The 22,551-nt window shown below is 61.7% G+C and carries 17 protein-coding genes; 11 read left to right on the top strand and 6 right to left on the bottom strand.

Going from position 1 to position 22,551, the window contains the following annotated elements; genetic code table 11:
• Positions 1-15: 15 nt before the first annotated feature.
• Entirely contained in the window at positions 16-537 is a 522-nt protein-coding gene (locus AC244Q_RS05480; RefSeq protein ID WP_206641100.1) for an Lrp/AsnC family transcriptional regulator, read from the bottom strand.
• A 96-nt stretch (positions 538-633) separates the two neighbouring features.
• On the opposite strand from AC244Q_RS05480, the gene AC244Q_RS05475 reads away from it, so the two are divergent.
• The gene (locus AC244Q_RS05475) at positions 634-1,539 is read left to right on the top strand and encodes a DMT family transporter (protein ID WP_113547119.1); all 906 of its coding nucleotides are present in this window, start codon (positions 634-636) and stop codon (positions 1,537-1,539) included.
• Positions 1,540-1,637: 98 nt separating this feature from the next.
• Here AC244Q_RS05475 and AC244Q_RS05470 read toward each other — a convergent pair whose 3' ends face one another.
• On the bottom strand, positions 1,638-2,252 hold the full coding sequence (locus tag AC244Q_RS05470; RefSeq protein WP_012756735.1) for a L,D-transpeptidase: 615 nt from the start codon (positions 2,250-2,252) through the stop codon (positions 1,638-1,640).
• Between the two features lie 135 nt (positions 2,253-2,387).
• A complete protein-coding gene (locus tag AC244Q_RS05465; RefSeq protein WP_113547118.1) occupies positions 2,388-4,052 on the bottom strand; it encodes an electron transfer flavoprotein-ubiquinone oxidoreductase in 1,665 nt (554 codons plus the stop codon).
• A 252-nt stretch (positions 4,053-4,304) separates the two neighbouring features.
• Between AC244Q_RS05465 and AC244Q_RS05460 the strand changes: the two genes are divergently transcribed.
• Positions 4,305-5,093 (top strand): SDR family oxidoreductase, encoded by a 789-nt coding sequence (locus AC244Q_RS05460; protein WP_003557979.1) that lies wholly within the window; start codon positions 4,305-4,307, stop codon positions 5,091-5,093.
• A gap of 10 nt (positions 5,094-5,103) precedes the next feature.
• On the opposite strand, the gene AC244Q_RS05455 is transcribed toward AC244Q_RS05460, so the two are convergent.
• The gene (locus tag AC244Q_RS05455) at positions 5,104-5,982 is read right to left on the bottom strand and encodes a phosphotransferase family protein (RefSeq protein WP_128407170.1); all 879 of its coding nucleotides are present in this window, start codon (positions 5,980-5,982) and stop codon (positions 5,104-5,106) included.
• A gap of 295 nt (positions 5,983-6,277) precedes the next feature.
• On the opposite strand from AC244Q_RS05455, the gene AC244Q_RS05450 reads away from it, so the two are divergent.
• The 6 genes from AC244Q_RS05450 (at position 6,278) to AC244Q_RS05425 (ending at position 13,691) form a co-directional block, all read left to right on the top strand.
• Complete coding sequence (locus AC244Q_RS05450; RefSeq protein ID WP_012756731.1) at positions 6,278-7,573, top strand: efflux RND transporter periplasmic adaptor subunit; 1,296 nt, start codon at positions 6,278-6,280, stop codon at positions 7,571-7,573.
• The gene (locus AC244Q_RS05445) at positions 7,570-10,686 is read left to right on the top strand and encodes an efflux RND transporter permease subunit (RefSeq protein ID WP_012756730.1); all 3,117 of its coding nucleotides are present in this window, start codon (positions 7,570-7,572) and stop codon (positions 10,684-10,686) included. The genes AC244Q_RS05450 and AC244Q_RS05445 overlap by 4 nt, the downstream gene beginning before the upstream one ends.
• A gap of 219 nt (positions 10,687-10,905) precedes the next feature.
• Positions 10,906-12,198 (top strand): Hsp70 family protein, encoded by a 1,293-nt coding sequence (locus tag AC244Q_RS05440; protein WP_113547117.1) that lies wholly within the window; start codon positions 10,906-10,908, stop codon positions 12,196-12,198.
• A 70-nt stretch (positions 12,199-12,268) separates the two neighbouring features.
• Positions 12,269-13,168: a uracil-DNA glycosylase gene (locus AC244Q_RS05435; protein WP_113547116.1), complete on the top strand. Its 900-nt coding sequence runs from the start codon at positions 12,269-12,271 to the stop codon at positions 13,166-13,168.
• Between the two features lie 131 nt (positions 13,169-13,299).
• On the top strand, positions 13,300-13,491 hold the full coding sequence (locus AC244Q_RS05430) for a hypothetical protein (protein WP_003546802.1): 192 nt from the start codon (positions 13,300-13,302) through the stop codon (positions 13,489-13,491).
• Between the two features lie 44 nt (positions 13,492-13,535).
• Positions 13,536-13,691 (top strand): hypothetical protein, encoded by a 156-nt coding sequence (locus AC244Q_RS05425; RefSeq protein ID WP_164902339.1) that lies wholly within the window; start codon positions 13,536-13,538, stop codon positions 13,689-13,691.
• Here AC244Q_RS05425 and AC244Q_RS05420 read toward each other — a convergent pair whose 3' ends face one another.
• Positions 13,692-14,564, bottom strand: coding sequence for a hypothetical protein (locus tag AC244Q_RS05420; RefSeq protein WP_012756726.1), 873 nt, complete (start codon positions 14,562-14,564; stop codon positions 13,692-13,694).
• A gap of 245 nt (positions 14,565-14,809) precedes the next feature.
• Entirely contained in the window at positions 14,810-15,748 is a 939-nt protein-coding gene (locus tag AC244Q_RS05415) for a DMT family transporter (RefSeq protein ID WP_012756725.1), read from the bottom strand.
• 347 nt (positions 15,749-16,095) lie between these two features.
• Here AC244Q_RS05415 and AC244Q_RS05410 point away from each other — a divergent pair, with 347 nt between their 5' ends.
• From AC244Q_RS05410 to AC244Q_RS05400, 3 genes are all read left to right on the top strand, one after another.
• Complete coding sequence (locus AC244Q_RS05410) at positions 16,096-17,202, top strand: methyl-accepting chemotaxis protein (protein WP_012756724.1); 1,107 nt, start codon at positions 16,096-16,098, stop codon at positions 17,200-17,202.
• Positions 17,203-17,390: 188 nt separating this feature from the next.
• Positions 17,391-20,039 carry an aminopeptidase N gene (gene pepN / locus AC244Q_RS05405; protein ID WP_113547115.1) on the top strand — a complete coding sequence of 883 codons (2,649 nt, stop codon included), beginning with the start codon at positions 17,391-17,393 and terminating at the stop codon, positions 20,037-20,039.
• A gap of 192 nt (positions 20,040-20,231) precedes the next feature.
• Positions 20,232-22,541: a PAS domain-containing sensor histidine kinase gene (locus AC244Q_RS05400; RefSeq protein WP_113547114.1), complete on the top strand. Its 2,310-nt coding sequence runs from the start codon at positions 20,232-20,234 to the stop codon at positions 22,539-22,541.
• Positions 22,542-22,551 lie beyond the last annotated feature (10 nt).

The following is a 22,551-nucleotide window of genomic DNA, read 5'->3' as shown; positions in this document are numbered from 1 at the left end:
AATGCCCGAGGGAAATTATTTTCCCTCGGGCAACTTCAACGGCCCATGCGTCTTCATGCTGCGGATGGCGAAGTTCGAGCGGATGTCGCTGACATTCGGCAGGGTCAACAGCGTTTCGGTCAGAAGCCGTTCGTAGGCGGCGAGATCCTCCACCACCACTTCGGCGAGGAAATCGGCCGTGCCTGAAATCAGGAAGCAGGAGACGATCTCAGGGATGGCGAGCAGCGCCTTCTGCTGCGCCTCGGAATTTTCGCGACTGTGCTGGACGACCTTGAATTCGACGAAGACGGTGAGGCCGAGACCGACCTCCTTGCGGTCGATATCTGCCGTGTAACCGCGGATGATCCCGGACCGTTCGAGATTGCGGATGCGGCGCAGGCAGGGCGACGGCGAAAGGCTCACCTTCTCGGCGATCTCGACATTGGTAGCCCGTGCATCCTCCTGCAGGCATTTCAGGATGGCGATATCGAATTTATCGAGATTTGGCATTTTCGCGATCCCTGTTGGCGTCAATTGGCAGAAGATTGCGCATAGCATGATTTTTGAGCTAGAGATAGCAAGGACATGCCCTGGCCTCTGGCGCTAGTCTTCTCTTCAACCGGACAGGCTCCGGATGAAAGAAAGGACAGGACGATGACCACCATTGCTTTCACGAACGACAAGTCGCCATCGCAGGTACTGGGTTATGCCGGCGGCACCATTACCGTGCTGATCTGGGCGGCATGGTTTCTTGTCACCCGCCACAGCGCCGCAACGCCGCTCGGCTCGATCGATATCGGGCTGATCCGCTTCGGAATTCCGGCGCTGGTGCTTTCGCCTGTCTGGCTGAAGACGGGACTGCTGCCGAAGGGCCTGCCGCTTCACCTGCTGGCGATCATGGTGTCCGGTTCGGGCGCCGTCTTCTTCCTGCTGACCACGCTGGCAATCCATTCCACGCCGGCGGCTTCTTCAGGGATTCTGCTCGGCGGCTCGATGCCGCTCGCCGCGGCGCTGATCGGGATTGCGCTGTTTCGCGAAAGACCTGACGGCACACGCATCGCCGGGCTTATCGCAATCGTTGCCGGCGTGCTGATCCTGCTCACGCGCAGCCTTGCAGACGCCTCGCTGCCATGGACGAGCTTCGTGCTGCTGCCGGCCGGCGCCATTCTCTGGGCAAGCTATACGCATGCCTTCCGCCGCTCCGGTCTGACCGCCGTACAGGCAAGCGCCCTGATCGCCGTCTGGTCCTTCCTGATCATGGGCGCGCTTGCCCTCGTCTTCGGCATCTCGCTGCCAGAGGCTACTCTCCCGGAGATCGGCCTGCAGGTGCTAAGCCAGGGCGTTCTTTCCGGCCTCGTCGCCATGGTCGCCTACGGCACCGCCGTCAGAACACTCGGCGGAACACAGGCTGCCGCCTTCACGGCGCTGACGCCGGTTCTCGCGACGCTTGGCGGCGGCTTGCTGCTTGGCGAAGCAATCGGCATGACGGAAATCAGCGCCGCCGTGATCACCGGCATCGGCGTGGCGCTGTCAACAGGTATCGCCACGCCACGCCGCTGAAATCCAGCCCCAACAGCAAATGGAAAGCCGCCTGCAGCCTTCGCTGCGGCGGCTTTTTCAATGGAGACGGCGTCCTTACCGAGTGTCGAACGGGCACTTCAGGCCTGGATAACGACGACCCTGGCGCCGACTTCGACGCGGCTATAGAGGTCGATCACATCGTGGTTCATCATACGGACACAGCCGCTCGACATGGCGAGACCAATCGATTGCGGCTGGTTGGTGCCATGAATGCGGAAATGCGTGTCGCCGCCGCCGCGGTAAAGATACATCGCCCGCGCGCCGAGCGGGTTGTTCGGGCCGCCCGGCATGCCGCCGGCGAGCTTGCGATAGCGCTCTTCGCGGCGCTGCATGTTTTCGGTGGGTGTCCAGCTCGGCCATTCGGCCTTGCGGCCGATATAGGCGTTGCCGGCAAAGGCCAGCCCCTCGCGGCCGACACCAACGCCATAACGTACTGCCCTGCCGCCGCCGAGGACGTAATAGGCGCGGCGCGCAGGTGTATCGACGATCACGGTGCCGGCAGCATGCGTGGTTTCGTAGGCCACTTCCTGGCGGCGGAGCTCCGGCTTGATCTTGTCGATCGGCACCTGCTTCAACGGGAATTTTTCGTCCGGAAGTGCGGCATAATTCGTCTGGCTGTTTAGACCGGTCGAAGAGCAGCCGGCCACGAAAAGCGGCAGAGCGATCAGAAAGCCCCGGCGGGAGATCGTCATGAATGTGTCCTTAGTGCGTCAACTTGATGTCGCAAGCTAAGGAAATTATGGTTAACGAACGGCTAACAGCCTCCGGCAGAAGGCGATCACGAAGGCGTCAGCACGCAAGAATTGTCGCGGTGGGGATAATCCGCCTCACATATTCGGATAGACGGGCCCCTCGCCGCCCTGCGGCGGTACCCAGTTGATGTTCTGGTTGGGGTCCTTGATGTCGCAGGTCTTGCAGTGCACGCAGTTCTGGGCGTTGATGACGAAGACATCCTTGCCGTCCTTTTCCACCCATTCATAAACGCCGGCGGGACAGTAACGCGTCGACGGGCCGGCATAGATGTCATGCTCGGACGACTTCTGCAGGTTCATGTCCTTGACCTGCAGATGCACCGGCTGGTCTTCCTCGTGATTGGTGTTCGACAGGAACACCGAGGACAGCCGGTCGAAGGTCAAGACGCCATCGGGCTTCGGATAGACGATCGGCTTGTGCTGCGAGGCCGGCTCAAGCGATTGGGCATCGGTCTTGCCATGCTTCAGCGTGCCGAAGACGGAAAAGCCGAACAGCGTGTTGGTCCACATGTCGAAGCCGCCGAGCGCCACACCAAGCGCGGTGCCGAACTTCGACCACAGCGGCTTGACGTTGCGGACGCGCTTCAAATCGCGGCCGATGTCGCCCTTGCGCCATTCGTTCTCGATCTCGGTCACTTCGTCATGGCTGCGGCCTGATACAATCGCCGCGGCGATCTTCTCGGCCGCCAGCATGCCCGACAGCACCGCATTGTGGCTGCCCTTGATGCGCGGCACGTTGACGAGACCGGCCGAACAGCCGATCAGCGCCCCGCCGGGGAAGGAAAGCTTCGGCACCGACTGGTAGCCGCCCTCGGTGATGGCACGCGCCCCATAGGACAGGCGCTTGCCGCCCTCGAAGGTGGTGCGGATCGCCGGATGGGTCTTGAAGCGCTGGAATTCCTCGAAGGGATAGAGATAGGGGTTCTTGTAATTGAGGTGGACGACGAAGCCGACGGCCACCAGATTGTCTTCCAGGTGATAGAGGAAGGAGCCGCCGCCGGTCTTCATGCCGAGCGGCCAGCCGAAGGAGTGCTGCACCAGGCCCGGCCTGTGGTTCTCCGGCTTGACCTGCCAGAGCTCCTTGATGCCGATGCCGAACTTTTGCGGTTCACGGTCTTTCTGCAGATCGAACTTGGCAATCAGCTGCTTGGCGAGCGAGCCGCGCACGCCCTCGCCGATCAGCACATATTTGCCGAGCAGTTCCATGCCGCGGGTATAGTTCGGCCCGGGCTCGCCGTTCTTCTCGATGCCCATATCGCCCGTCGCAACACCGATGACGGCACCCTCGTCATTGTAGAGTACTTCGGTTGCAGCAAAACCGGGATAGATCTCGACGCCGAGTTCTTCGGCCTTGGTCGCCAGCCAGCGACAGACGAGCCCAAGCGAGACGATGTAGTTGCCGTGATTGTTCATCAGCGGCGGCATCAGCACATTCGGCAGGCGAACGGAGCCGGCCGGGCCGAGCAGCAGGAAGTGGTCGGCGGTGACCTTGGTCTTGAACGGATGATCGGCCTCATCGCGCCAGCCGGGCAGCAGCCGGTCGATGCCGATCGGATCGACCACGGCGCCCGAGAGGATATGCGCGCCGACTTCAGCGCCCTTCTCCAGCACGACGACCGAGAGTTCCGGATTGACCTGCTTCAGCCGGATCGCCGCCGCAAGACCGGCAGGACCGGCGCCCACGATCACAACGTCGAATTCCATGCTCTCGCGTTCGGGCAGCTCAGTCGTCTCGGTCATTCACTCGTCTCCGCTTGGCGGCACGCGGCCGTCATCCCCGTCATGGCACTTTCTTGTCAAAACGAGAAAGCATTGTCGAGCCGGGATACGACAGCCAATCTTCCAATTCGCACAATGATAACGCCTCGCGCGGCAGAATTACATATCGTTTACGTCAACGTCAATTTTCAAGTGCCATCAAACCGCTGACATGCCCTTTCCTTTTCCGCCGCTTGCGCCTTATACATCGCTCAAAGCTATCGGAGAACAATCATGGATCTCGGCATCAAGGGCAAACGGGCACTCGTCCTCGCCTCCTCGCGCGGCCTCGGCCTCGGCATCGCCGTGGCGCTGGCGCGTGAGGGCGCAAACGTGCTGCTCTGCGGGCGCAGCGGCGACCAGCTGGAGGCCAATTGCAAGGCGATCAATGGCGAAGGCAAAGGCCGGGCCGACTGGATCTGGGCCGATCTCGGGGACGAACGCTTCGTCGAGATGGTGACGACGGCGGTAAAGGAAAAGTTCGGCGGGCTCGATATCCTGGTCAACAATACCGGCGGGCCGACACCCGGCACGACCGAGGACATGACGGGAGAAAAGCTCGAAATCTATTTCCTCTCCATGGTCGCGCGCGTGATCACGCTCACCAATGCGCTGCTGCCCGGCATGAAGGCGCAGGGCTGGGGCCGCATCCTGACGGTTGCCTCATCCGGCGTGATCGAACCGATCGCCAACCTGGCGCTGTCGAATACGTTGCGCCCGGCCCTTGCCGGCTGGAGCAAGACACTTGCCTCGGAAGTGGCGGGCTTCGGCGTCACCACCAACCTGCTCCTGCCGGGCAGCATCCTGACGGCGCGGCTCGACGATCTCGACGGGGCGGCGGCAAAGCGGACCGGCAAGAGCCTCGAGGAGATCCGTACCGACAAGGAAGCGCGCATTCCGGTCGGCCGCTACGGTAGGGTGGAGGAATTTGCCGCAACCGCGGCCTTCCTGTGCAGCCAGCCGGCAAGCTATATCACCGGCTCGCTCATCCGCTGCGACGGCGGCGCGGCGCGGTCCGTCTGAGCATTCCCTCTCAGCCGACGCGGGCCGACGCCGCCCATGTCGCCACACTTCGGATCATCTGTTCGACGTTCGCCGGATCGTCCGCAAGTTCGGCGAGCTCGGACAGACGATGGAAGCCGGTCAGGATCGCAATGCGCCGCCGGTCGAGCCTGCGTCCGGTCAGCATTTCATAGGCCGATACGATGCGGGCGGTCAGATCGGGCGAGATGAAATTCGAGTAGATGAATTCCTGGTGCAACGGGCCAAAACCTGAATCGGCGAAATCATAAATGCCGTTCAGCCGCCTTTGCGCGTGGTCGAAGGCCATGTTCCAACCATGACCGTCGAAGACGCCGTAGATGTTGCCATAGGGATCGGGCGGCAAGGCTTCGAAATCGAAAATGATCACCTGCGCAAAGCTCCGGATGTCAGGCGGCAGCAGCGCCAAAGCCTTTGTTCGCACCGTCTCGGGCGATTGCCATGGCTGGATCGCCCCGGCACCGGCCGACCGCATGCGATCGGCATCGAGCACATGCAGCTCGGCGTAAAAACGCGCGAGATCTTCCGCGAGGTGCTGACGATCGCTTTCGCCAAGCGCATCGTAATCTTCGACAATGAGATGTTCGCCGTCGAGCTTGGCATGGCTGGAGAAGATCGGCGGCCCGTCGTGAATGCGCATGTCGGGAACCGCCATCGACAGCGACGGCCGAACGATCTCGAGCAAGGCGGCTTCCTTCTGAAGCGCTCTTTCTGCGCCGAGATTGCGGGGAAACTTGAAGATCAGCGTGTCATCGACGTCGACGGCAAGCGAATCCCAGCCTTTTGCCGCCAGCTTGAAGACGGAGGCCGTGAGCTCAGGAAACACACTTGTTATGAGAGAGCGAAATTCGCTGGCGTCCAACTCAGTCATGACGACCTGCCTTCTCTAGTTTTTCCTCCCGGGCGACGGTCGGCTTACGGGCCGAAATCGTCGCCCCGCGAACCACCCTCGCCGCCGCCGTCAGACGGCACCGGCTACACTGGCTCTATATTAGTATAGTTTGAATATTACGGAATATTCATTACAAAAATTTAAGCCATTATAACCACTTAGTGATTACCCGCCGGGAATTATGTCTTTTTTGCGCCGCAATATAAGTGGCTCAATCGGGGCATAAAATTCGCAACCTTGCCCCCGCAACCTTGCCCAAAGTCCGGTATCGCCCATGAAGAAATTTTGGATCACCGTCAGCGTTATCGCAATTGCCGCCGTCGGCGTCTGGCAATTCGGGAATCTGGTCCCTAATGCCTCCCGCATTCCCTACCTCTCGCAGTTCATCAAGCAGCCGGCCGGCGGTAATGGCGGCGGGCAGCAGGCACAGGCCGATCAGGGGCAGGATGGTGGGCAACATCAGGGCGGCGGGCGCAGACGCGGTGGCGGCGGCCCGACCGTCGTTAAAACAGTCGCAGCCGTGAAAACGACACTGCCGATGGACGTGACGGCGACCGGCTGGGCCGATGCCGATGACAATACGACCATTGCCGCACAGGAACAGGGCCTGATCGTCAGCATCGATGCGCAGGACGGGGCGACCGTCAAAGCCGGCGACCTGATCGCCAAGCTGGACGATCGGACGGCCAAGGCGACGGTCGACAAGGACAATGCGATGATCGTGCGCGACGCGGCAACCCTTTCGGAAGCCGCGACCGCATTGACGCGTGCGCAGGATCTCTTCAACCAGAAGGCCGGCACCCAGCAGAGCCTCGACCAGGCAGTCGCCGCCCGCGATACCGCTGCAGCCACTGTTGACGCCGACAAGGCGTCGCTGGCCTCCGATCAGATCTTGCTCGAGCACACCGATATCCGCGCTCCCTTCGACGGCCGGCTCGGCGATATCGTTGTCAGCAAGGGGGCTTTCCTCAGTGCCGGGGCGGCAATCGTCACCATCGCGAAATACGATCCGATCTATGTGAAATTCCACCTGCAGGAACGCTATCTGCGGGAGCTGAAGAGTGCCTTGGCAGCCGGTCCGGTCGAGGTCAGCACCGCCCCCAATTCCACCAAGGGGCAAGTGCGAAAGGGCGAAATCAGCTTCTACGACAACACGGTCGATACGGCCTCGGGCACGATCCTCGCCAAGGCGAAATTCGAGAATGCCTCCGGTGCGCTCTGGCCCGGCCAGTCAGTCAACATCGTCGTGCATTTCAACAATGACGAACAGCAGGTGGTGGTGCCGACGGTTGCCGTCAGCCCCGGTCCGGAGGGATTCTTCGCCTTCGTCGCCAAGGACGGCAAATCGCATCTGACGGCCGTCACCGTTGCCCGTGCAAATGGCGGCTTCACCGCCATAGAATCGGGCCTTCAGGCAGGCGATCACGTCGTCGTCGAGGGCCAGGGCCAGCTCAGCGACCAGCAGGCGATCAACGAGCAATTCGACGAAAAGGCGCTTGATGTCGCCTCCGCCGAAGAGCCTCGGCAACAGCAGCCGTCCGAGACGATCGCGGTGGGAGCTCAGCAATGATCCCGAATTTTTGTATCCAGCGCCCCGTCGCGACGACGCTGCTTGCCATCGGCGTCATTCTGGCCGGTCTTGCCGGTTATCAGCTCGTGCCGGTCGCGGCCCTGCCGCAGGTCGATTTTCCCACGATCAACGTTTCGGCGCAGTTGAGTGGCGCCTCGCCGCAGACGATGGCAACCTCGGTTTCGACACCGCTGATCAAGCAGTTCGAGACCATTCCCGGGATCACCGAAATCAGCGCCTCCAGCTCGCTCGGCAGCACCAGCATCGTGCTGCAGTTCGACCTCAGTCGTAATATCGATGCGGCTGCAGCCGACGTGCAGGCGGCGATCTCGCATGCCACCCGGCAACTGCCCGACAATCTGACGACGCCGCCGAGTTATCGCAAGACAAACCCGGCCGATGCGCCCGTCATGCTGCTCTCGGTGCAGAGCAACACCATGCCGCGCAGCAAGCTTGACGACATCGCCGAGAACATCATCTCGCCGTCGCTTTCCACACTTCCCGGCGTCGCCCAGGTCAGCGTCTACGGTGCACAGACCTATGCCGTCCGCGTCGAGGTCGATCCCAACAAACTGCTGACCCGCGGCATCGGCATCGACACCGTCAACAAGGCGCTTGCTGCCGCCAACAGCCAGCAGCCCGTGGGAACACTGCAGAACAATTCGCAGAGCATGACCATCACGGCGAACACGCAGAGCACCAGCGCCGAGCAGTTCCGTTCGCTGGTCATTGCCAATCCGAACGGTGCGCCGATCCACCTCGGCGATATTGCCGACGTGCAGGACAGCGTCGAGAACCAGTATACCGGCAGCTGGTATGACGGCCAGCGTGGCATCATCCTCGCCATCCAGCGCCAGCCGGACGCCAACACCGTCGATGTCGTCGATGCGATCAACGCCAAGCTGCCGCAGCTTCACGCCGAAATCCCACCCTCGGTCAACACGGTCGTCATGAACGACGCCGCAAAGCCGATTCGCGATGCCATCTCCGATGTGAAGTTCACGCTGCTCCTGACGATCGGCCTCGTCGTTCTCGTCATCTACCTCTTTACCGGCCATGCGACCGCAACGATCATTCCCGGCCTTGCCGTTCCTCTGTCGCTAATCTCGACCTTCGGCATGATGTATGTGCTCGGCTATAGTATCGACAACATCTCGCTGCTCGGGCTAACGCTCGCGGTGGGGCTCGTGGTGGATGACGCCATCGTCATGCTCGAGAACATCCTGCGACATGTCGAGGAAGGCATGCCGGTGCGGGAAGCGGCGATCAAGGGTGCGGGCGAAGTCAGCTACACCATCATTTCCATGTCGGTTTCGCTGATCGCGGTCTTCATCCCGATCCTGCTGATGGGCGGTGTTGTCGGCCGCGTGTTCAACGAATTCGGCATGGTGGTCGCCATCGCCATCATCTCCTCGGCAATCGTCTCGCTAACCGTGACGCCGATGCTCGCCTCGCGCCTGTCGAACCACCAGAGCCGCCCGCCGCTCATCATCCGCATCTTCGATGCCGGCTTCGAACGGACGCTGCGCGGCTACGACAGGGCTGTCGGCTGGTGCCTTCGCCACCGCCCAACGATCCTCGGCGTTTTCCTCGCCTCGGTCGCGCTGACAATCTATTTCTTCATGACGCTGCCAACGAGCTTCTTCCCACAGGAGGATATCGGCCGCCTGACGATCAGCACGCAGGCCCGGCAGGACATTTCCTATTCCGCGATGTCGGCGCTGCAGCAGCAGGCGGCCGCCGTCGTGAAAGCGAACCCGGCGGTCAACCATGTGATGTCGACGATCGGCGGCAACCCCAACAAGCCGCAGAACAATGGCTCGATGTTCGTCGAACTCAAGGACAAGAAGCAGCGTGCGCCGCTTGACCAGACGCTGCGCGAACTGCGCACGGCGATCAACAAGATCCCCGGCTTGCAGGCCTTCGTGACGCCGAACCAGAGCCTGCGCTTCGGCGGCCGCCAGACCGCCAGCCAGTATCAGCTGGTCGTGCAGGCGCTGAACGTCGACCAGACCAACCTCTGGGCCGGCAAGATCCAGGCGGCGATGCGCAAGGACCGGCTGTTCACCGACGTGACCTCGGACGCCCAGAACAACGCCCTGCAGGCCAATATCGTCATCGATACCGAGCGGGCAGCCGCCTACGGGATCGACAACGACACGCTGCGCACGACGCTGCAGGAATCCTTCAGCGGATATTCCGCTGCGGAAATCCAGTCGACCGGCGACAGCTACGACGTCATCGTCGAATACGACACCAGCAAACCCTGGGACGACCAGAAGCTCTCGGAGATCCGTGTCGCCTCGGCCAATGGCAGCCTGGTGCCGCTTTCGAACTTCGCGCATGTCCAACGCACCACAGGCCCGGTCACCATCAACCAGACGGGCCAGCTGGTCTCGACCACCGTTTCCTTCAACCTGCCGGAAGGCGTCTCGCTCAGCGACGCCACGGCAGCGATCGACCAGATCAAGAAGGACATCAGCGTGCCGGCAGACGTCTTCACATCCTACGGCGGTACGGCGCAAATCTTCGAGCAATCGCAGGGCAATACGCCCTATCTGATCCTGGCGGCGGTGCTGACCATTTATGTCGTGCTCGGCGTGCTCTATGAAAGCTTCATCCACCCGCTCACCATCCTGTCCGGCCTTCCGGCCGCGGCATTCGGTGCGCTGCTGGCATTGAAGATCATGGGCTTCGACCTGTCGATCATCGCCCTGATCGGCCTCTTGATGCTGATCGGCATTGTCAAGAAGAATGCGATCATGATGATCGACGTGGCGGTGGAGACCATGCGCACGACGGGCGAGAAGGCGACGGCGGCGATCCACGAAGCCTGCGTGCGACGCTTCCGGCCGATCATGATGACGACCTTCTGTGCCCTGCTTGGCGCCCTGCCGATCGCGCTCGGCACCGGCGCAAGCTCGGAACTGCGTCAACCGCTCGGCATCGCCGTCGTCGGCGGCCTGATCGTCTCGCAGATGCTGACGCTCTTCATCACCCCGGTCATCTTCGTCGAGATGGACCGCTTCGGCAATTTCCTCGGCCGCCTGATCGGCCACAAGAAGGTCGAGGAGCCGGAGCTGCACGAGGCAAGGGCGATGGCCGCCGAATAACGGCGGACTGTTGAACCTTCATGGCTGATCTGCCCTGCGGCATCCTTCTTCTCCCTGGCGGGAGGAGAAGGATGCCTGCTCGACATATGCGCCTTCAATCCTCTTGAATGTGTCACGCCCCTGTGGCATCACCCGCCCTCCTGATTTCGGGGCGTGCTTACGCCCTTTCGCGGAGCGATGCTCCGTCTCCAATAACAATCGGCATGAAGAGGTGCGGGCATGGCTCAGGCGCTGGGTTTCGACTTCGGCACGACGAATACGGTTCTCGCCACGGCGGATGGCGGGGCGACGCGCTCGATGGCGTTCACGAGCACGGAGGGTACGGCCGACAGCATGCGCACGGCGCTTTCCTTCATGAAGGATGCCCAGCTCGGCGCATCGGCGCTGAAGGTGGAAGCCGGCCATGCGGCGATCCGCCAATTCATCGACAATCCCGGCGAATGTCGCTTCCTGCAGTCGATCAAGACCTTTGCGGCGAGCGCGCTGTTCCAGGGCACGCTGATCTTTGCCAAGCGGCATAATTTCGAGGATCTGATGGAGGTCTTCGTTCGGCGGCTGCGCAACTATGCCGGCGACAACTGGCCTTCGGATGTCAGCCGCATCGTCACCGGTCGGCCGGTGCATTTTGCCGGCGCCAGCCCCGATCCGGCGCTGGCGACCGAGCGCTACAATGAGGCGCTGTCGCGCTTCGGCTTTCCCGAAATCCACTATGTCTACGAGCCGGTCGCCGCCGCCTTCTATTTCGCGCAGAACCTGAAGCGGGATGCCACCGTGCTGGTCGCCGATTTCGGCGGCGGCACGACCGACTATTCGCTGATCCGTTTCGAGACCGTCGCCGGCAAGCTGACGGCAACGCCGATCGGCCATTCCGGCGTTGGCGTCGCCGGCGACCATTTCGACTACAGGATGATCGACAACATCGTCGCGCCGCTGATCGGCAAGGGCAGCCATTTCAAAAGCTTCGACAAGATCCTGGAAGTGCCGTCCAACTACTATTCCAGCTTCGGCCGCTGGAACCAGCTGTCGATCTTCAAGACGACGCGCGAATTCGAGGATCTGAAGAAGCTGGTGCGCACCAGCCTGGAACCGGAAAAGCTCGAAATCTTCATCGACCTCATCGACCACGACGAGGGCTACCCGCTTTATCAGGCGGTGTCGGCGACGAAGATGGCGCTCTCGGCATCCGAGGAGGCGCCTTTCGATTTCGCACCGCTCGGCCGCGGTGGACATCGCAGCATCAAGCGCAGCGACTTCGAAGGCTGGATCGCCGATGATCTTGCCCGCATCGAAGGCGCGCTCGACGACGTGCTCGACAAGACCGAGACGAAACCGTCGGAGATCGACAAGGTGTTCTTGACCGGCGGCACCTCTTTCGTGCCGGCGGTGCGCCGCATCTTCACCGAACGCTTCGAGCGCGATCGGATCGAAAGCGGCGGTGAACTGCTGTCGATCGCCCATGGCCTGGCGCTGATCGGCGAACGCGCCGACATCGCGCAATGGACTGTGCAATAGAGGCAGACAAGGACGGGCAATCTGCCGCCCGCCCTTTCAATGCCCCTGTCACTCCGTTAAGCTTACCCACATGATCTCCGCCAACGACCTTTCCCCAGCCGAGCTCGCAGCGCTTCTGCATTTCCATGCCGATGCCGGCGTGGAATGGCTGCTGGAGGAAGAGGCGATCGACCGCTTCGCCGAATTCGAGGCAATGAAGGCCGCCCGCCGCCCGGCGGCACAGGCGCAGCAGCAACGTCCCGCCGCTGGGGAACGCCCTGCCCCAGTTCAGTCACCGGCGCGCCCGAACACCGCAGCCCGCCCGGCACCTGCCGAACGCGCAGCGTCCGGTCCGCAACCGGCAATCCCGGATGGCGAGGCGGTGCAGCAGGCGCGCTTCGTCGCCGAAACTGCGCGATCGCTCGTCGAGCTCAAGACCGCGATCGAAACCTTCAACGGCTGCAACCTCAAGCACAGCGCCCGCTCGACCATCTTTGCCAGCGGCGATGCCGAAAGCGGGATCATGGTAATCGGCTCGGCGCCGAGCGCCGAAGACGATCGCGAGGGTTTGCCCTTCTCCGGAAAATCCGGTCAGCTGTTCGACAAGATGCTGGCGGCGATCGGGCTGACGCGCTCAACCATTCTGTTGACGCAGGTCATCCCCTGGCGGCCGCCTGGCAATCGTGCGCCCTCGGCGGCGGAAATGGACATCTGCCGACCCTTCATCGAGCGGCAGATCGCGCTTGCCGAACCGAAAGCGATCCTGCTGCTCGGCAATTTTTCGGCGCGTTTCTTCTTCGGCGAAAACGATACGATTCACGGCCTACGCGGCCGTTGGAAGGAGATTGCGGCTGCGGACTGTGTCATTCCTGCCATAGCCAGCCTGCATCCGCAGGATCTGTTAACCGCACCTGTAAACAAGCGGCTGGCCTGGAACGACCTGCTCGCCTTTCAAGCGAAGCTTAAGTCCCTCTCTTTGCTTAGAAATTAGCCAAAGTTGAGTAATTTGTGAATCAATCCATGCGTTTTTCGCATGGCTGCATCCCGTCGTGACGCATTGCGGAATCTATGCTGCATCGCAATATCAGCTGTGTCTTGGGAGGAATCACAGGAACCAAGGCCATGAACAAACGTTTTCGTCCTATCCATAGCGGGTTTGAAACCCTTCGCCTCGCCGGCGACCAGGTTCGTTCTACTCAAGGCTACAGCCGTTTCGGCTTTGCCACGAACGAACAGATGATTGCCCGCGGCACCGGCATCAACAGCCGTACGGCGCGCCCGAACGCCATTTTTTCGGACTTCCAGCAATATTAAGCGGCAGACCCTGCGCCTGCCCTTTCGTGTCAAGAGTACCCAACATGTCGAGCCTGATATCACTTCTGCGCAACATCGAAACCTTCGAGCACATCCGCGTCGCGGTCTGCGCCGCGCGGGAATATGAGCGCGAGCTCTCGGTCAAGCCGGCCGATGCCGGAACTCGCAATGGCGCAGGCACAGCGGCGATCGTTCTCTGATCAAACGGCCATTTCCTCGATCTGGGCTTTCGCCCATTCGAAGGCTTCGTCGACATAGGCGAACTTGACGGCTTGCCAGGCGCAATATTCCTCGACGAAATCCCGCGATATCCAAAGGTGCGTCTTGCGCGGCTCGTCATACCAGCCGACGCAGCCGCGTTGCGCCGCTTTTGCAAGCAGCCGCTGCAGGTGCGTGCGCGACATCATGAAATCGGCAGCAAGAGCCCGGGTTTCGACACGGCCGACGGACAGCCGCCCCGGCTCGCTGCTTTCCATATCCATCCGGCCGATGAAGTTGTCGACGACGAGGCCGCCGGCTTCCGTCCAGAGGAACAACGCCACCTGCTCCGGCGGTTCGCGCCAGGCGGCATCTTCGATGCAATGGCGGGCAATGCGCGGCTGAATGAGCCGCATCAGTGATGGATTTGCCTGGAGAAAGGCGGCCCTTTGACCGCCGTCGAGCAGGTCGAGCGCGGCGAGATTGGAGAAAAGCCAGGCAAACATTCCCTGATGGCTGACGTCGGCCGGTTCGAAATGACGTGGCCGCCGCCGCTCGTCGCCGGGCGTGTGGGTTATGAAGCGGTAGGTATAGAGTTCTTCGATGAAGGCGAGCACGGTGTTGCGGCTCGCCACCTTGTGCGCGGTAATGCGCCCGGTCAGGCGCACGGCGGTGAAACCCGATGTCGGGTCGCGCGGATCATATTCCAGATTGAGGGCATAGGCAGTCTGGGTCAGAAGCCAGCGTTGATGGGAAGCGAGCAATCGCGCCAGCCGCGGACCGGCATCGAACATGCCGCGCATCTGCCCAGCCAAAAAGCGAATGCTCATCAGAAAGGAAGAGTTCCCCACCAATTGCTCCGCTGTGAATGCCATTATGCTTTTCTCCACCTCCGCTCGCCGGCCAGCGTTCGGAGCAACGACACCCGAGAGCTCCTCCGGCATCAGCGGCCATTCAGACATGCACAGCTTGGAATAAATGATACTCTCTCATGTTCAACAATCATATTCCACAGGCCGACGGTATCCCAAGAATTCACCATTCTTTTCACTCTTTGAGCGCAATCCTCAACCCACTGCAATCGGCGCGTTAAAACCTTGATAACATGCACTTGCAGGTCTCAGGCTTGCGGCGTCGTGGCCTTGCGCGCCTCTCTTTGCTCGATGCCCAGTTGGTGCTCGCGATAGATGATGAAGATGCCGGCGGCGACGACGATGACGGTGCCGATCAGCATGGTCACGCTCGGCACGTCGCCGAAGACGAAGTAGGCGACGATGCCGCCGAGCAGGATCGAGGTATATTCGAACGGTGCGATGGTGGAGACGTCGGCATGGCGGTAACTTTCCGTCAGCAGGATCTGCGCGACGCCGCCGCAAAAGCCGGCGGCGATCAGATAGAGCGCCGTCGGCCATGGCAGGATGAGCCAGCCAAAGGGAAGAGAAGCCAGCGAGAAGACCGAGGCGGTGATCGAGAAATACAGCACGATCGTCGCCGTCTTCTCTTCCTCGACGAGCCGGCGCACCTGGATCATCGCCACGCCGCCGAGAACGGCCGAGAACAACACGCAGAGCGCACCGACGGCCTGGTCTGCTTCCATGCCGCCGTCGCGAAACAGCGTGAGTTTCGGCCAGGAAACGATGGCGACGCCGACGATGCCGACCAGGACGGCGCTCCAGCGATAGATGCGCACGGTCTCGCCGAGAAAAACGGCAGCGAAGATGACGGCGACGAGCGGCAGCGCATAGCCGAGCGCGATCGCCTCGGGCAGCGGCAGATGCAGGAGGCCGTAGAAACCGAAAGCCATCGACAAGATGCCGATCGTGCCGCGCTTCAGATGACCGATTGGATTGGCGGTGTAGAAGGCGGCGCGCAGCTGCCTGTTATAGGCCAGATAGGCCATGATCGGGAAGAGCGCGAAGAACGACCTGCAAAAGGTGACCTGACCCGGCGGGATGTCTGAGCCCGCCAGCTTGATGAAGGTCTGCATGGCCAGGAAGACCACGACCGACGAGACTTTCAGCGCAATGCCTCTCATCGGGTTTCTGAGAACCGAGTGCATGATCCTGGCTCTTGATACTGACTTAACCGGAACGGGGAGACGCGTTCGACTCGGGAACGCAGCAGGTGACGTCATCCATCGTAGCGAAAGAAAAACCCGATTGGCGAAAAAACCGCAAGCAACATGGCAGAATCGCAGAATCGCCGTCAGCCGCGGGATGAACCGTGCTGCATACGCGTCACTGCGCTGAAATTTCCATATTTGAGTCATTCACCCCCAAAATGTTCGTCTCCCGGCGCTCGGCGTTAACCAATTGAAAACCATAGGCAAGCATCGTTTTTTATCGCTGATCTCGAAATTTTCTTCACCGCACAAACAATTGCCCGCTCCTTTCAGGATCCCATTTGATGAAGCCGCTTAGCGCCGAAACCATCGCCCAGTCGCAGAATGCGACCCCGCGCTCCATGCGCGTCGTCACCGACGGCATCAGCACCGACCTCGAGCGCTTCAGCGCCGACAACACCCATATCGTCAAGCAGATCAAGCTGCTGGCGATCAATGCGCTGATCGAGGCGGCCAGAGCCGGCGAGACCGGAAAGGGCTTCGCGGTCGTTGCCAACGAGGTGCAGCGGCTGGCGCAGATCGCGACCGACATTACCGGCAGGTTTGAAAGCAACGTGCTCGGCCGCATCGGCCTCAGCCGCGCCATGGCCGATTCGCTGGTCGAGGAGATGGAGGGCGTTCGCCTCACCGATCTGGCGCAGACGCTGGTGCAGCTCATCGTCCGCAATCTCTTCGAGCGTACGGCCGATGTGCGCTGGTGGGCGACGGATCCGGCGCTCTGGCAGGCGCTGCAGAACCCGGCCCGTGAGACTGTCGCCTTTGCGGCGGAGCGTCTCGGCGCCATTAACCGCTTCTACACCGTCTATCTCGATCTCGTCATGACCGATCTCTCGGGCAAGGTGATCGCCTCCGCCAATCCCAAGTTCCAGCGCAAGATCGCAGGCACGAGCCTTGCCGGCGATCCGTGGTTCCGCGCGGCGTCGGTCTGCTCCTCCGGCGACGCGTATATTGTCGACGACGTCAAAGCGAGCCCGCTGCACGAGAACAGGCATGCGCTCGTCTATGCCACAGGCATCCGCGAAGAGGGCAAGCTCGACGGGCGGCTGGTCGGCACACTCGGCGTCTATTTCGACTGGCAGAACCAGGGCCAGGCGATCGTCGAGAAAGAGGCCAACCTGCCGCCGCAGCTGGCGGAAAGAACGACGGTCATGCTGCTCGACGGCAAGAGCCGGGTCATCGCCACCACCAATCCCGCCTTGCTTTTTTCCCATTTCGCGCTCGCCAATCCGTCCGGCCAGGCGAAAGGCAGCTACTACGACAATAACGGCTCAATCGTCGCCTTCGCACGCACCCTCGGCTATGAGGATTACGACGGGCTCGGCTGGTACGGCGTCGTCGTGCAGCAGACGGAAAATGACGCGACGATCAAGGCTGCGCTCAATCTGAAGTAGAGGCTTTCTCCCCTCAGCTGCGTTCATTCGTTTCCAATAAGATATTTTGCCCGCGAACTTGGTGTTCGCGGGCAATTTGCTTTAACTTTAGTTCAGACTTTAATGTAATCATTCCCGGCAAAATTTATGGCAGAGTGCGCCCGCCTCTGTATTCCGCGGTTGTCAAATAACGGTCTTCAGGAAACACCATGCGAACAGATACCGGCCAGGTCATTCATCTGGCAGATTACCGTCCCACCGACTTCGTGCTGGAACGTGTGGACCTGACCTTCGAACTCGACCCGACGGAGACAAAGGTCGAGGCGCGTCTGATCTTTCATCGTCGCCCGGGCGCCGATCCGGCAGCGCCGATCGTTCTCGACGGCGACGAACTGACGCTGTCGGGGCTACTGCTCGACCAGGTGGAGCTGGACCCTTCGCGTTACGACGCAGCACCGGAAAGCCTGACGGTGCGCGACCTGCCGGAGAGCGCGCCCTTCGAGCTGACGATCACCACCGTCATCAATCCTGAGGCTAACACCAAGCTGATGGGCCTTTACCGCAGCGGCGGCATCTACTGCACGCAGTGCGAGGCGGAGGGTTTCCGCCGCATCACCTATTTCCCCGACCGGCCCGACGTGCTTGCGCCGTTCACGGTCAACATCATCGCCGACAAGGACGCCAACCCGCTGCTTTTGTCGAACGGCAACTTCCTCGGCGGCGCCGGCTACGGCCCCGGCAAACATTTCGCCGCCTGGTTCGATCCGCATCCGAAGCCGAGCTATCTCTTCGCGCTCGTCGCTGGCGATCTCGGCGTTGTCGAAGACACGTTCACGACCATGTCCGGTCGCGAGGTGGTGCTGAAGATCTATGTCGAGCACGGCAAGGAGCCGCGCGCAGCCTATGCCATGGACGCGCTGAAACGCTCGATGAGGTGGGACGAAGAGAGGTTCGGCCGCGAATACGATCTCGACATCTTCATGATCGTCGCCGTCTCCGATTTCAACATGGGCGCGATGGAGAACAAGGGCATCAACGTCTTCAACGACAAATACGTGCTTGCCGATCCCGAGATCGCCACCGATGCCGACTATGCCAATATCGAGACGATCATCGCGCATGAATATTTTCACAACTGGACCGGCAACCGCATCACCTGCCGCGACTGGTTCCAGCTGTGCCTCAAGGAAGGCCTGACGGTCTATCGAGACCACGAATTCTCTTCCGACCAGCGCTCGCGCGCCGTCAAGCGCATCGCCGAAGTGCGCCACCTGAAATCGGAGCAGTTCCCGGAAGATAGCGGCCCGCTCGCCCATCCGGTGCGGCCGACGACATATCGCGAGATCAACAATTTCTACACGACGACCGTCTACGAAAAGGGCAGCGAAGTCACGCGCATGATCGCGACGTTGCTCGGCAAGGACGGCTTCAAGAAGGGCATGGACCTCTATTTCGACCGCCATGACGGTGAGGCCGTGACGATCGAGGATTTCGTCAAATGCTTCGAGGATGCAAGCGGGCGCGACCTCGCGCAATTTTCGCTCTGGTACCATCAGGCCGGCACGCCGCTCGTCACCGCATCGGGCAGCTATGATGCGGCAGCCGGCAGCTTCACCCTGTCGCTCGAACAGATGATCCCCGCAACGCCCGGCCAGCCGAGCAAGGAGCCGATGCATATTCCGCTCAGCCTCGCGCTGTTTGGCGAAAACGGCGGCAAGATCGAGCCGACCTCGGTCGACGGCGCGGAATATGCCGGCGAGGTGCTGCATCTCACCGGCCGCACGCAGACGGCCGTGTTCCATGGCGTTGGCTCGCGGCCGGTCGTTTCGATCAACCGCAGCTTCTCGGCGCCGATCAACCTGCATTTCGATCAGAGCCCGGCCGATCTTGCCCATCTCGCCCGCCATGAGACCGATCATTTTGCCCGCTGGCAGGCATTGACCGATCTGGCGCTGCCGAACCTGCTGAAAGCGGCACGCGACGCCCGCGAGGGCAAGCCTGTGATCTGCGAGACTACCTTCGTCGAGACGCTGATTGCCGCCGCTGCCGACGAGAGCCTCGAGCCCGCCTTCCGCGCCCAGGCGCTGGCTCTGCCGAGCGAATCCGATATCGCCCGTGAACTCGGCGGCAACAATGACCCCGATGCCATCCATGCCGGCCGGCAGGCGGTCCTGAAACAGATCGCCGATGCCGGAAAGGATGTCTTTGCCGGCCTCTACGCAGCGATGACGACATCAGGCGATTTCAACCCGGATGCGAAGAGCGCCGGCCTGCGGGCGCTGCGCAATAGCGCCCTCACCTACCTCTCGCATGCCGAAGAGACGCCGACCCGCGCCAAGGCCGCCTTCGATGCGGCCAACAATATGACCGATCTCAGCCATGCGCTGACCATCCTCGCCCATCGTTTTCCCGACAGCGCGGAGACGAGCGAGGCGCTCGCCACCTTCCGTGACCGCTTCGCGGAAAATGCGCTCGTCATCGACAAATGGTTCGCGATCCAGGCCGGCATTCCGGGCGCAAAAACCCTGGGACGGGTCCGCGCGCTGATGGACGATCCGCTCTTCAAGCGCACCAATCCGAACCGGATGCGGTCGCTGGTCGGCACCTTCGCCTTTGCCAACGCCACCGGATTCGGCCGCGCCGATGGCGAAGGCTATCACTTCCTCTCGGATCAGATTCTCGATATCGACGGGCGCAACCCGCAGCTTGCCGCCCGCATTCTCACCTCGATGCGCTCCTGGCGCTCGCTCGAACCCGTGCGTGCCGATCACGCCCGCTCGGCGCTGATCGAGATCGAGCGAGCCACCGATCTTTCGACCGACGTGCGCGATATCGTCGAGCGCACGCTTAAGGGGTAATTTGATTCGACCGGCCATCAGGAGAAATTCGGCGGCCGGTCGCCCAGCACCTCGAATCATCTGGAAAAACCCGAAATTATAAATAGTTAACGGATTTTTACCTTTGCCTCTGGACAAGGCGAATCACCCATGATTCTCTAGGTCAGGTTCGAGCGAGCGGCGCGCGAATCACATGAGGGACAAGGCGAAGAGATGATGGACGTGCGGCGGGCAACCGTGGCCGGAGGACGGCTGCGTGTCGATTTTGACGGGCTCAATGCCTGGCGCGACAGCCTTTCGGGCCATGCGACATCGGAACCACTTCTGCGTTATCTGCCGAAGGCCGAGCTGGTCTTGAAGCGGGCCATCCCGGCGCTGATTGTCGCCTTCCTCTCCGTCGTCGCCGCCTCGCATTTCTTCGGCATGATGAGCGAATATGGGCGGCTGGAGGCCTCGGCGCGCCATGCCACCGCACTTTCGGCGGCGACCGCCTCTGCGGTGTTTGCCGATGCGTCCGACATCTTTGACAGCGGCGATATCACCGGGGCGCAGGCCCGCCTCGCCAAATACCTGCCGCAGGACCGGCTGGACAGCGGCGCTTTCGTGCTGCTCGTGCAGGCAAGCGGCAAGGTTTTTGCCGCGACCACCGCCGGGCTTTCGCATGTTGGCAGCAATGTCGGCGACTTCTTCCCCGAGGTCTCGGCGATCCGCCGCTTCGGCGATCGCGCCGGCGTCATCGAAACGACGATCGGCGGCGTGCCGCACTATGCCGAGATCACGCTGATGGGCAATGCCGGCGGTTATATCGTCGCCGCCACCTCGCTCGACGAGATCGGCCGGCTCTGGCGTGAGGAACTGGCGCTCAACGTGACGCTGTTTGCCGGCATCTCCTCTATCCTGCTCGTCATCCTCTATGCCTATTATACGCAGGTGAAGCGCGCTCGCGACGCCGACGACATCTTCCTGGAATCGAACCTGCGCGTCGAGACGGCGCTGTCGCGCGGCCGTTGCGGCCTCTGGGACTTCGATTTCGAGAACCGCGAATTCTTCTGGTCGCGCTCGATGTACGACATGCTCGGCCTGCCGGGTTCCGACAAGACGATGGGTTTCGGCGAAGCCGCCCGACTGATGCATCCCGATGACGGCGGGCTCTACGAGATCGCGCGCGCCATCGGCAAGGGCGCTTCCGGCCAGGTCGATCAGATCTTCCGCATGCGCCATGCCGGCGGCCACTATGTCTGGATGCGGGCGCGTGCCCAGGTGATCCGCAGCAATTCCGGCCGTATGCACCTGATCGGCATCGCCATGGACGTGACCGAACAGCATCGGCTCGCCCAGCGCTACGCAGAAGCCGACCAGCGCCTGGCCGACGCCATCGAATGCACCTCGGAAGCCTTCGTGCTCTGGGACAAGAACGATCGGCTGGTCATGTGCAACACGCATTTCCAGCAGGCCTATGGCCTGCCGGACAGCGTGCTCGTGCCCGGCACCGAGCGTTCGACCGTCAATGCCGCCGCCGCCCGGCCTGTCATCGAGCGGCGGATTTCCGATGCCGACGGCTCCGGCTATTCGCGCACGACGGAGGTGCAGCTTGCCGACGAGCGCTGGCTGCAGATCAACGAGCGGCGCACCCGCGACGGCGGCAGGGTTTCGGTCGGAACCGACATCACACTGATGAAACGCCACCAGGAGCGGCTGCGCGAATCCGAGCGCCGGCTGATGGCGACGATCGGCGATCTGTCCGCCTCGCGCCAGACGCTGGAGATCCAGAAATCCGAGCTTTCGACGGCCAACTCCAACTACCAGGCGGAGAAAGAACGCGCCGAGGCCGCCAACAAGGCGAAATCGGAATTCCTGGCCAACATGTCGCATGAGCTGCGCACGCCGCTCAACGCCATCCTCGGCTTCTCGGAAATCCTGCAGAACCAGATGTTCGGTCCGCTCGGCTCGCTGAAATACGACGAATATGCCCGCGATATCCATGACAGCGGCAAACATCTGCTCAACGTCATCAACGACATTCTCGACATGTCGAAGATCGAAGCCGGCCATGTCAGGCTGCATTGCGAGCGCATCGATCTTGTGCCGCTGATCGAGGAAAGCCTGCGCTTCACCGCCATGCCCGCGGCTGAAAAGAACATCGTCATCGAACAGCGCATCTGCTCCGGCCTGACGCTGATGGCCGACCGCCGGGCGATGAAACAGGTGCTGCTCAACCTGCTCTCCAATGCGGTGAAGTTCACCGACAATGGCGGCCGCATCGCGGTGCGCACCCGCCGCGTCGACGGCGCCGTCGTCGTCACCATCGCCGACACCGGCATCGGCATTCCACGCTCGGCGCTGTCGAAGATCGGCCAGCCCTTCGAGCAGGTGCAGAGCCAATATGCCAAGAGCAAGGGCGGCTCCGGTCTCGGGCTCGCCATCTCCCGCTCGCTGACCTCGCTGCATGGCGGCCGCATGAAGATCCGCTCACGCGAAGCGATCGGCACCGTGATCTCGCTGCGCATTCCGGATGATATCTAGAGCCGACCTC

This window comes from Rhizobium sp. CB2179 (assembly GCF_057653455.1).
Note: the sequence above shows the minus strand (reverse complement) of the source record. Positions and strands in the feature narration are given on the sequence as shown.

Bases quoted from the DNA above. Each gene is read 5' to 3' on its own strand.
- AC244Q_RS05460 (WP_003557979.1), top strand. From the start codon at position 4,305: ATGGATCTCGGCATCAAGGGCAAACGGGCACTCGTCCTCGCCTCCTCG.
- AC244Q_RS05440 (WP_113547117.1), top strand. From the start codon at position 10,906: ATGGCTCAGGCGCTGGGTTTCGACTTCGGCACGACGAATACGGTTCTC.
- AC244Q_RS05415 (WP_012756725.1), bottom strand. From the start codon at position 15,748: ATGCACTCGGTTCTCAGAAACCCGATGAGAGGCATTGCGCTGAAAGTC.
- AC244Q_RS05475 (WP_113547119.1), top strand. From the start codon at position 634: ATGACCACCATTGCTTTCACGAACGACAAGTCGCCATCGCAGGTACTG.
- AC244Q_RS05455 (WP_128407170.1), bottom strand. From the start codon at position 5,982: ATGACTGAGTTGGACGCCAGCGAATTTCGCTCTCTCATAACAAGTGTG.
- AC244Q_RS05400 (WP_113547114.1), top strand. From the start codon at position 20,232: ATGATGGACGTGCGGCGGGCAACCGTGGCCGGAGGACGGCTGCGTGTC.
- AC244Q_RS05480 (WP_206641100.1), bottom strand. From the start codon at position 537: ATGCTATGCGCAATCTTCTGCCAATTGACGCCAACAGGGATCGCGAAA.
- AC244Q_RS05470 (WP_012756735.1), bottom strand. From the start codon at position 2,252: ATGACGATCTCCCGCCGGGGCTTTCTGATCGCTCTGCCGCTTTTCGTG.
- AC244Q_RS05435 (WP_113547116.1), top strand. From the start codon at position 12,269: ATGATCTCCGCCAACGACCTTTCCCCAGCCGAGCTCGCAGCGCTTCTG.
- AC244Q_RS05425 (WP_164902339.1), top strand. From the start codon at position 13,536: ATGTCGAGCCTGATATCACTTCTGCGCAACATCGAAACCTTCGAGCAC.
- AC244Q_RS05420 (WP_012756726.1), bottom strand. From the start codon at position 14,564: ATGGCATTCACAGCGGAGCAATTGGTGGGGAACTCTTCCTTTCTGATG.
- AC244Q_RS05410 (WP_012756724.1), top strand. From the start codon at position 16,096: ATGAAGCCGCTTAGCGCCGAAACCATCGCCCAGTCGCAGAATGCGACC.
- pepN (WP_113547115.1), top strand. From the start codon at position 17,391: ATGCGAACAGATACCGGCCAGGTCATTCATCTGGCAGATTACCGTCCC.
- AC244Q_RS05430 (WP_003546802.1), top strand. From the start codon at position 13,300: ATGAACAAACGTTTTCGTCCTATCCATAGCGGGTTTGAAACCCTTCGC.
- AC244Q_RS05445 (WP_012756730.1), top strand. From the start codon at position 7,570: ATGATCCCGAATTTTTGTATCCAGCGCCCCGTCGCGACGACGCTGCTT.
- AC244Q_RS05465 (WP_113547118.1), bottom strand. From the start codon at position 4,052: ATGACCGAGACGACTGAGCTGCCCGAACGCGAGAGCATGGAATTCGAC.
- AC244Q_RS05450 (WP_012756731.1), top strand. From the start codon at position 6,278: ATGAAGAAATTTTGGATCACCGTCAGCGTTATCGCAATTGCCGCCGTC.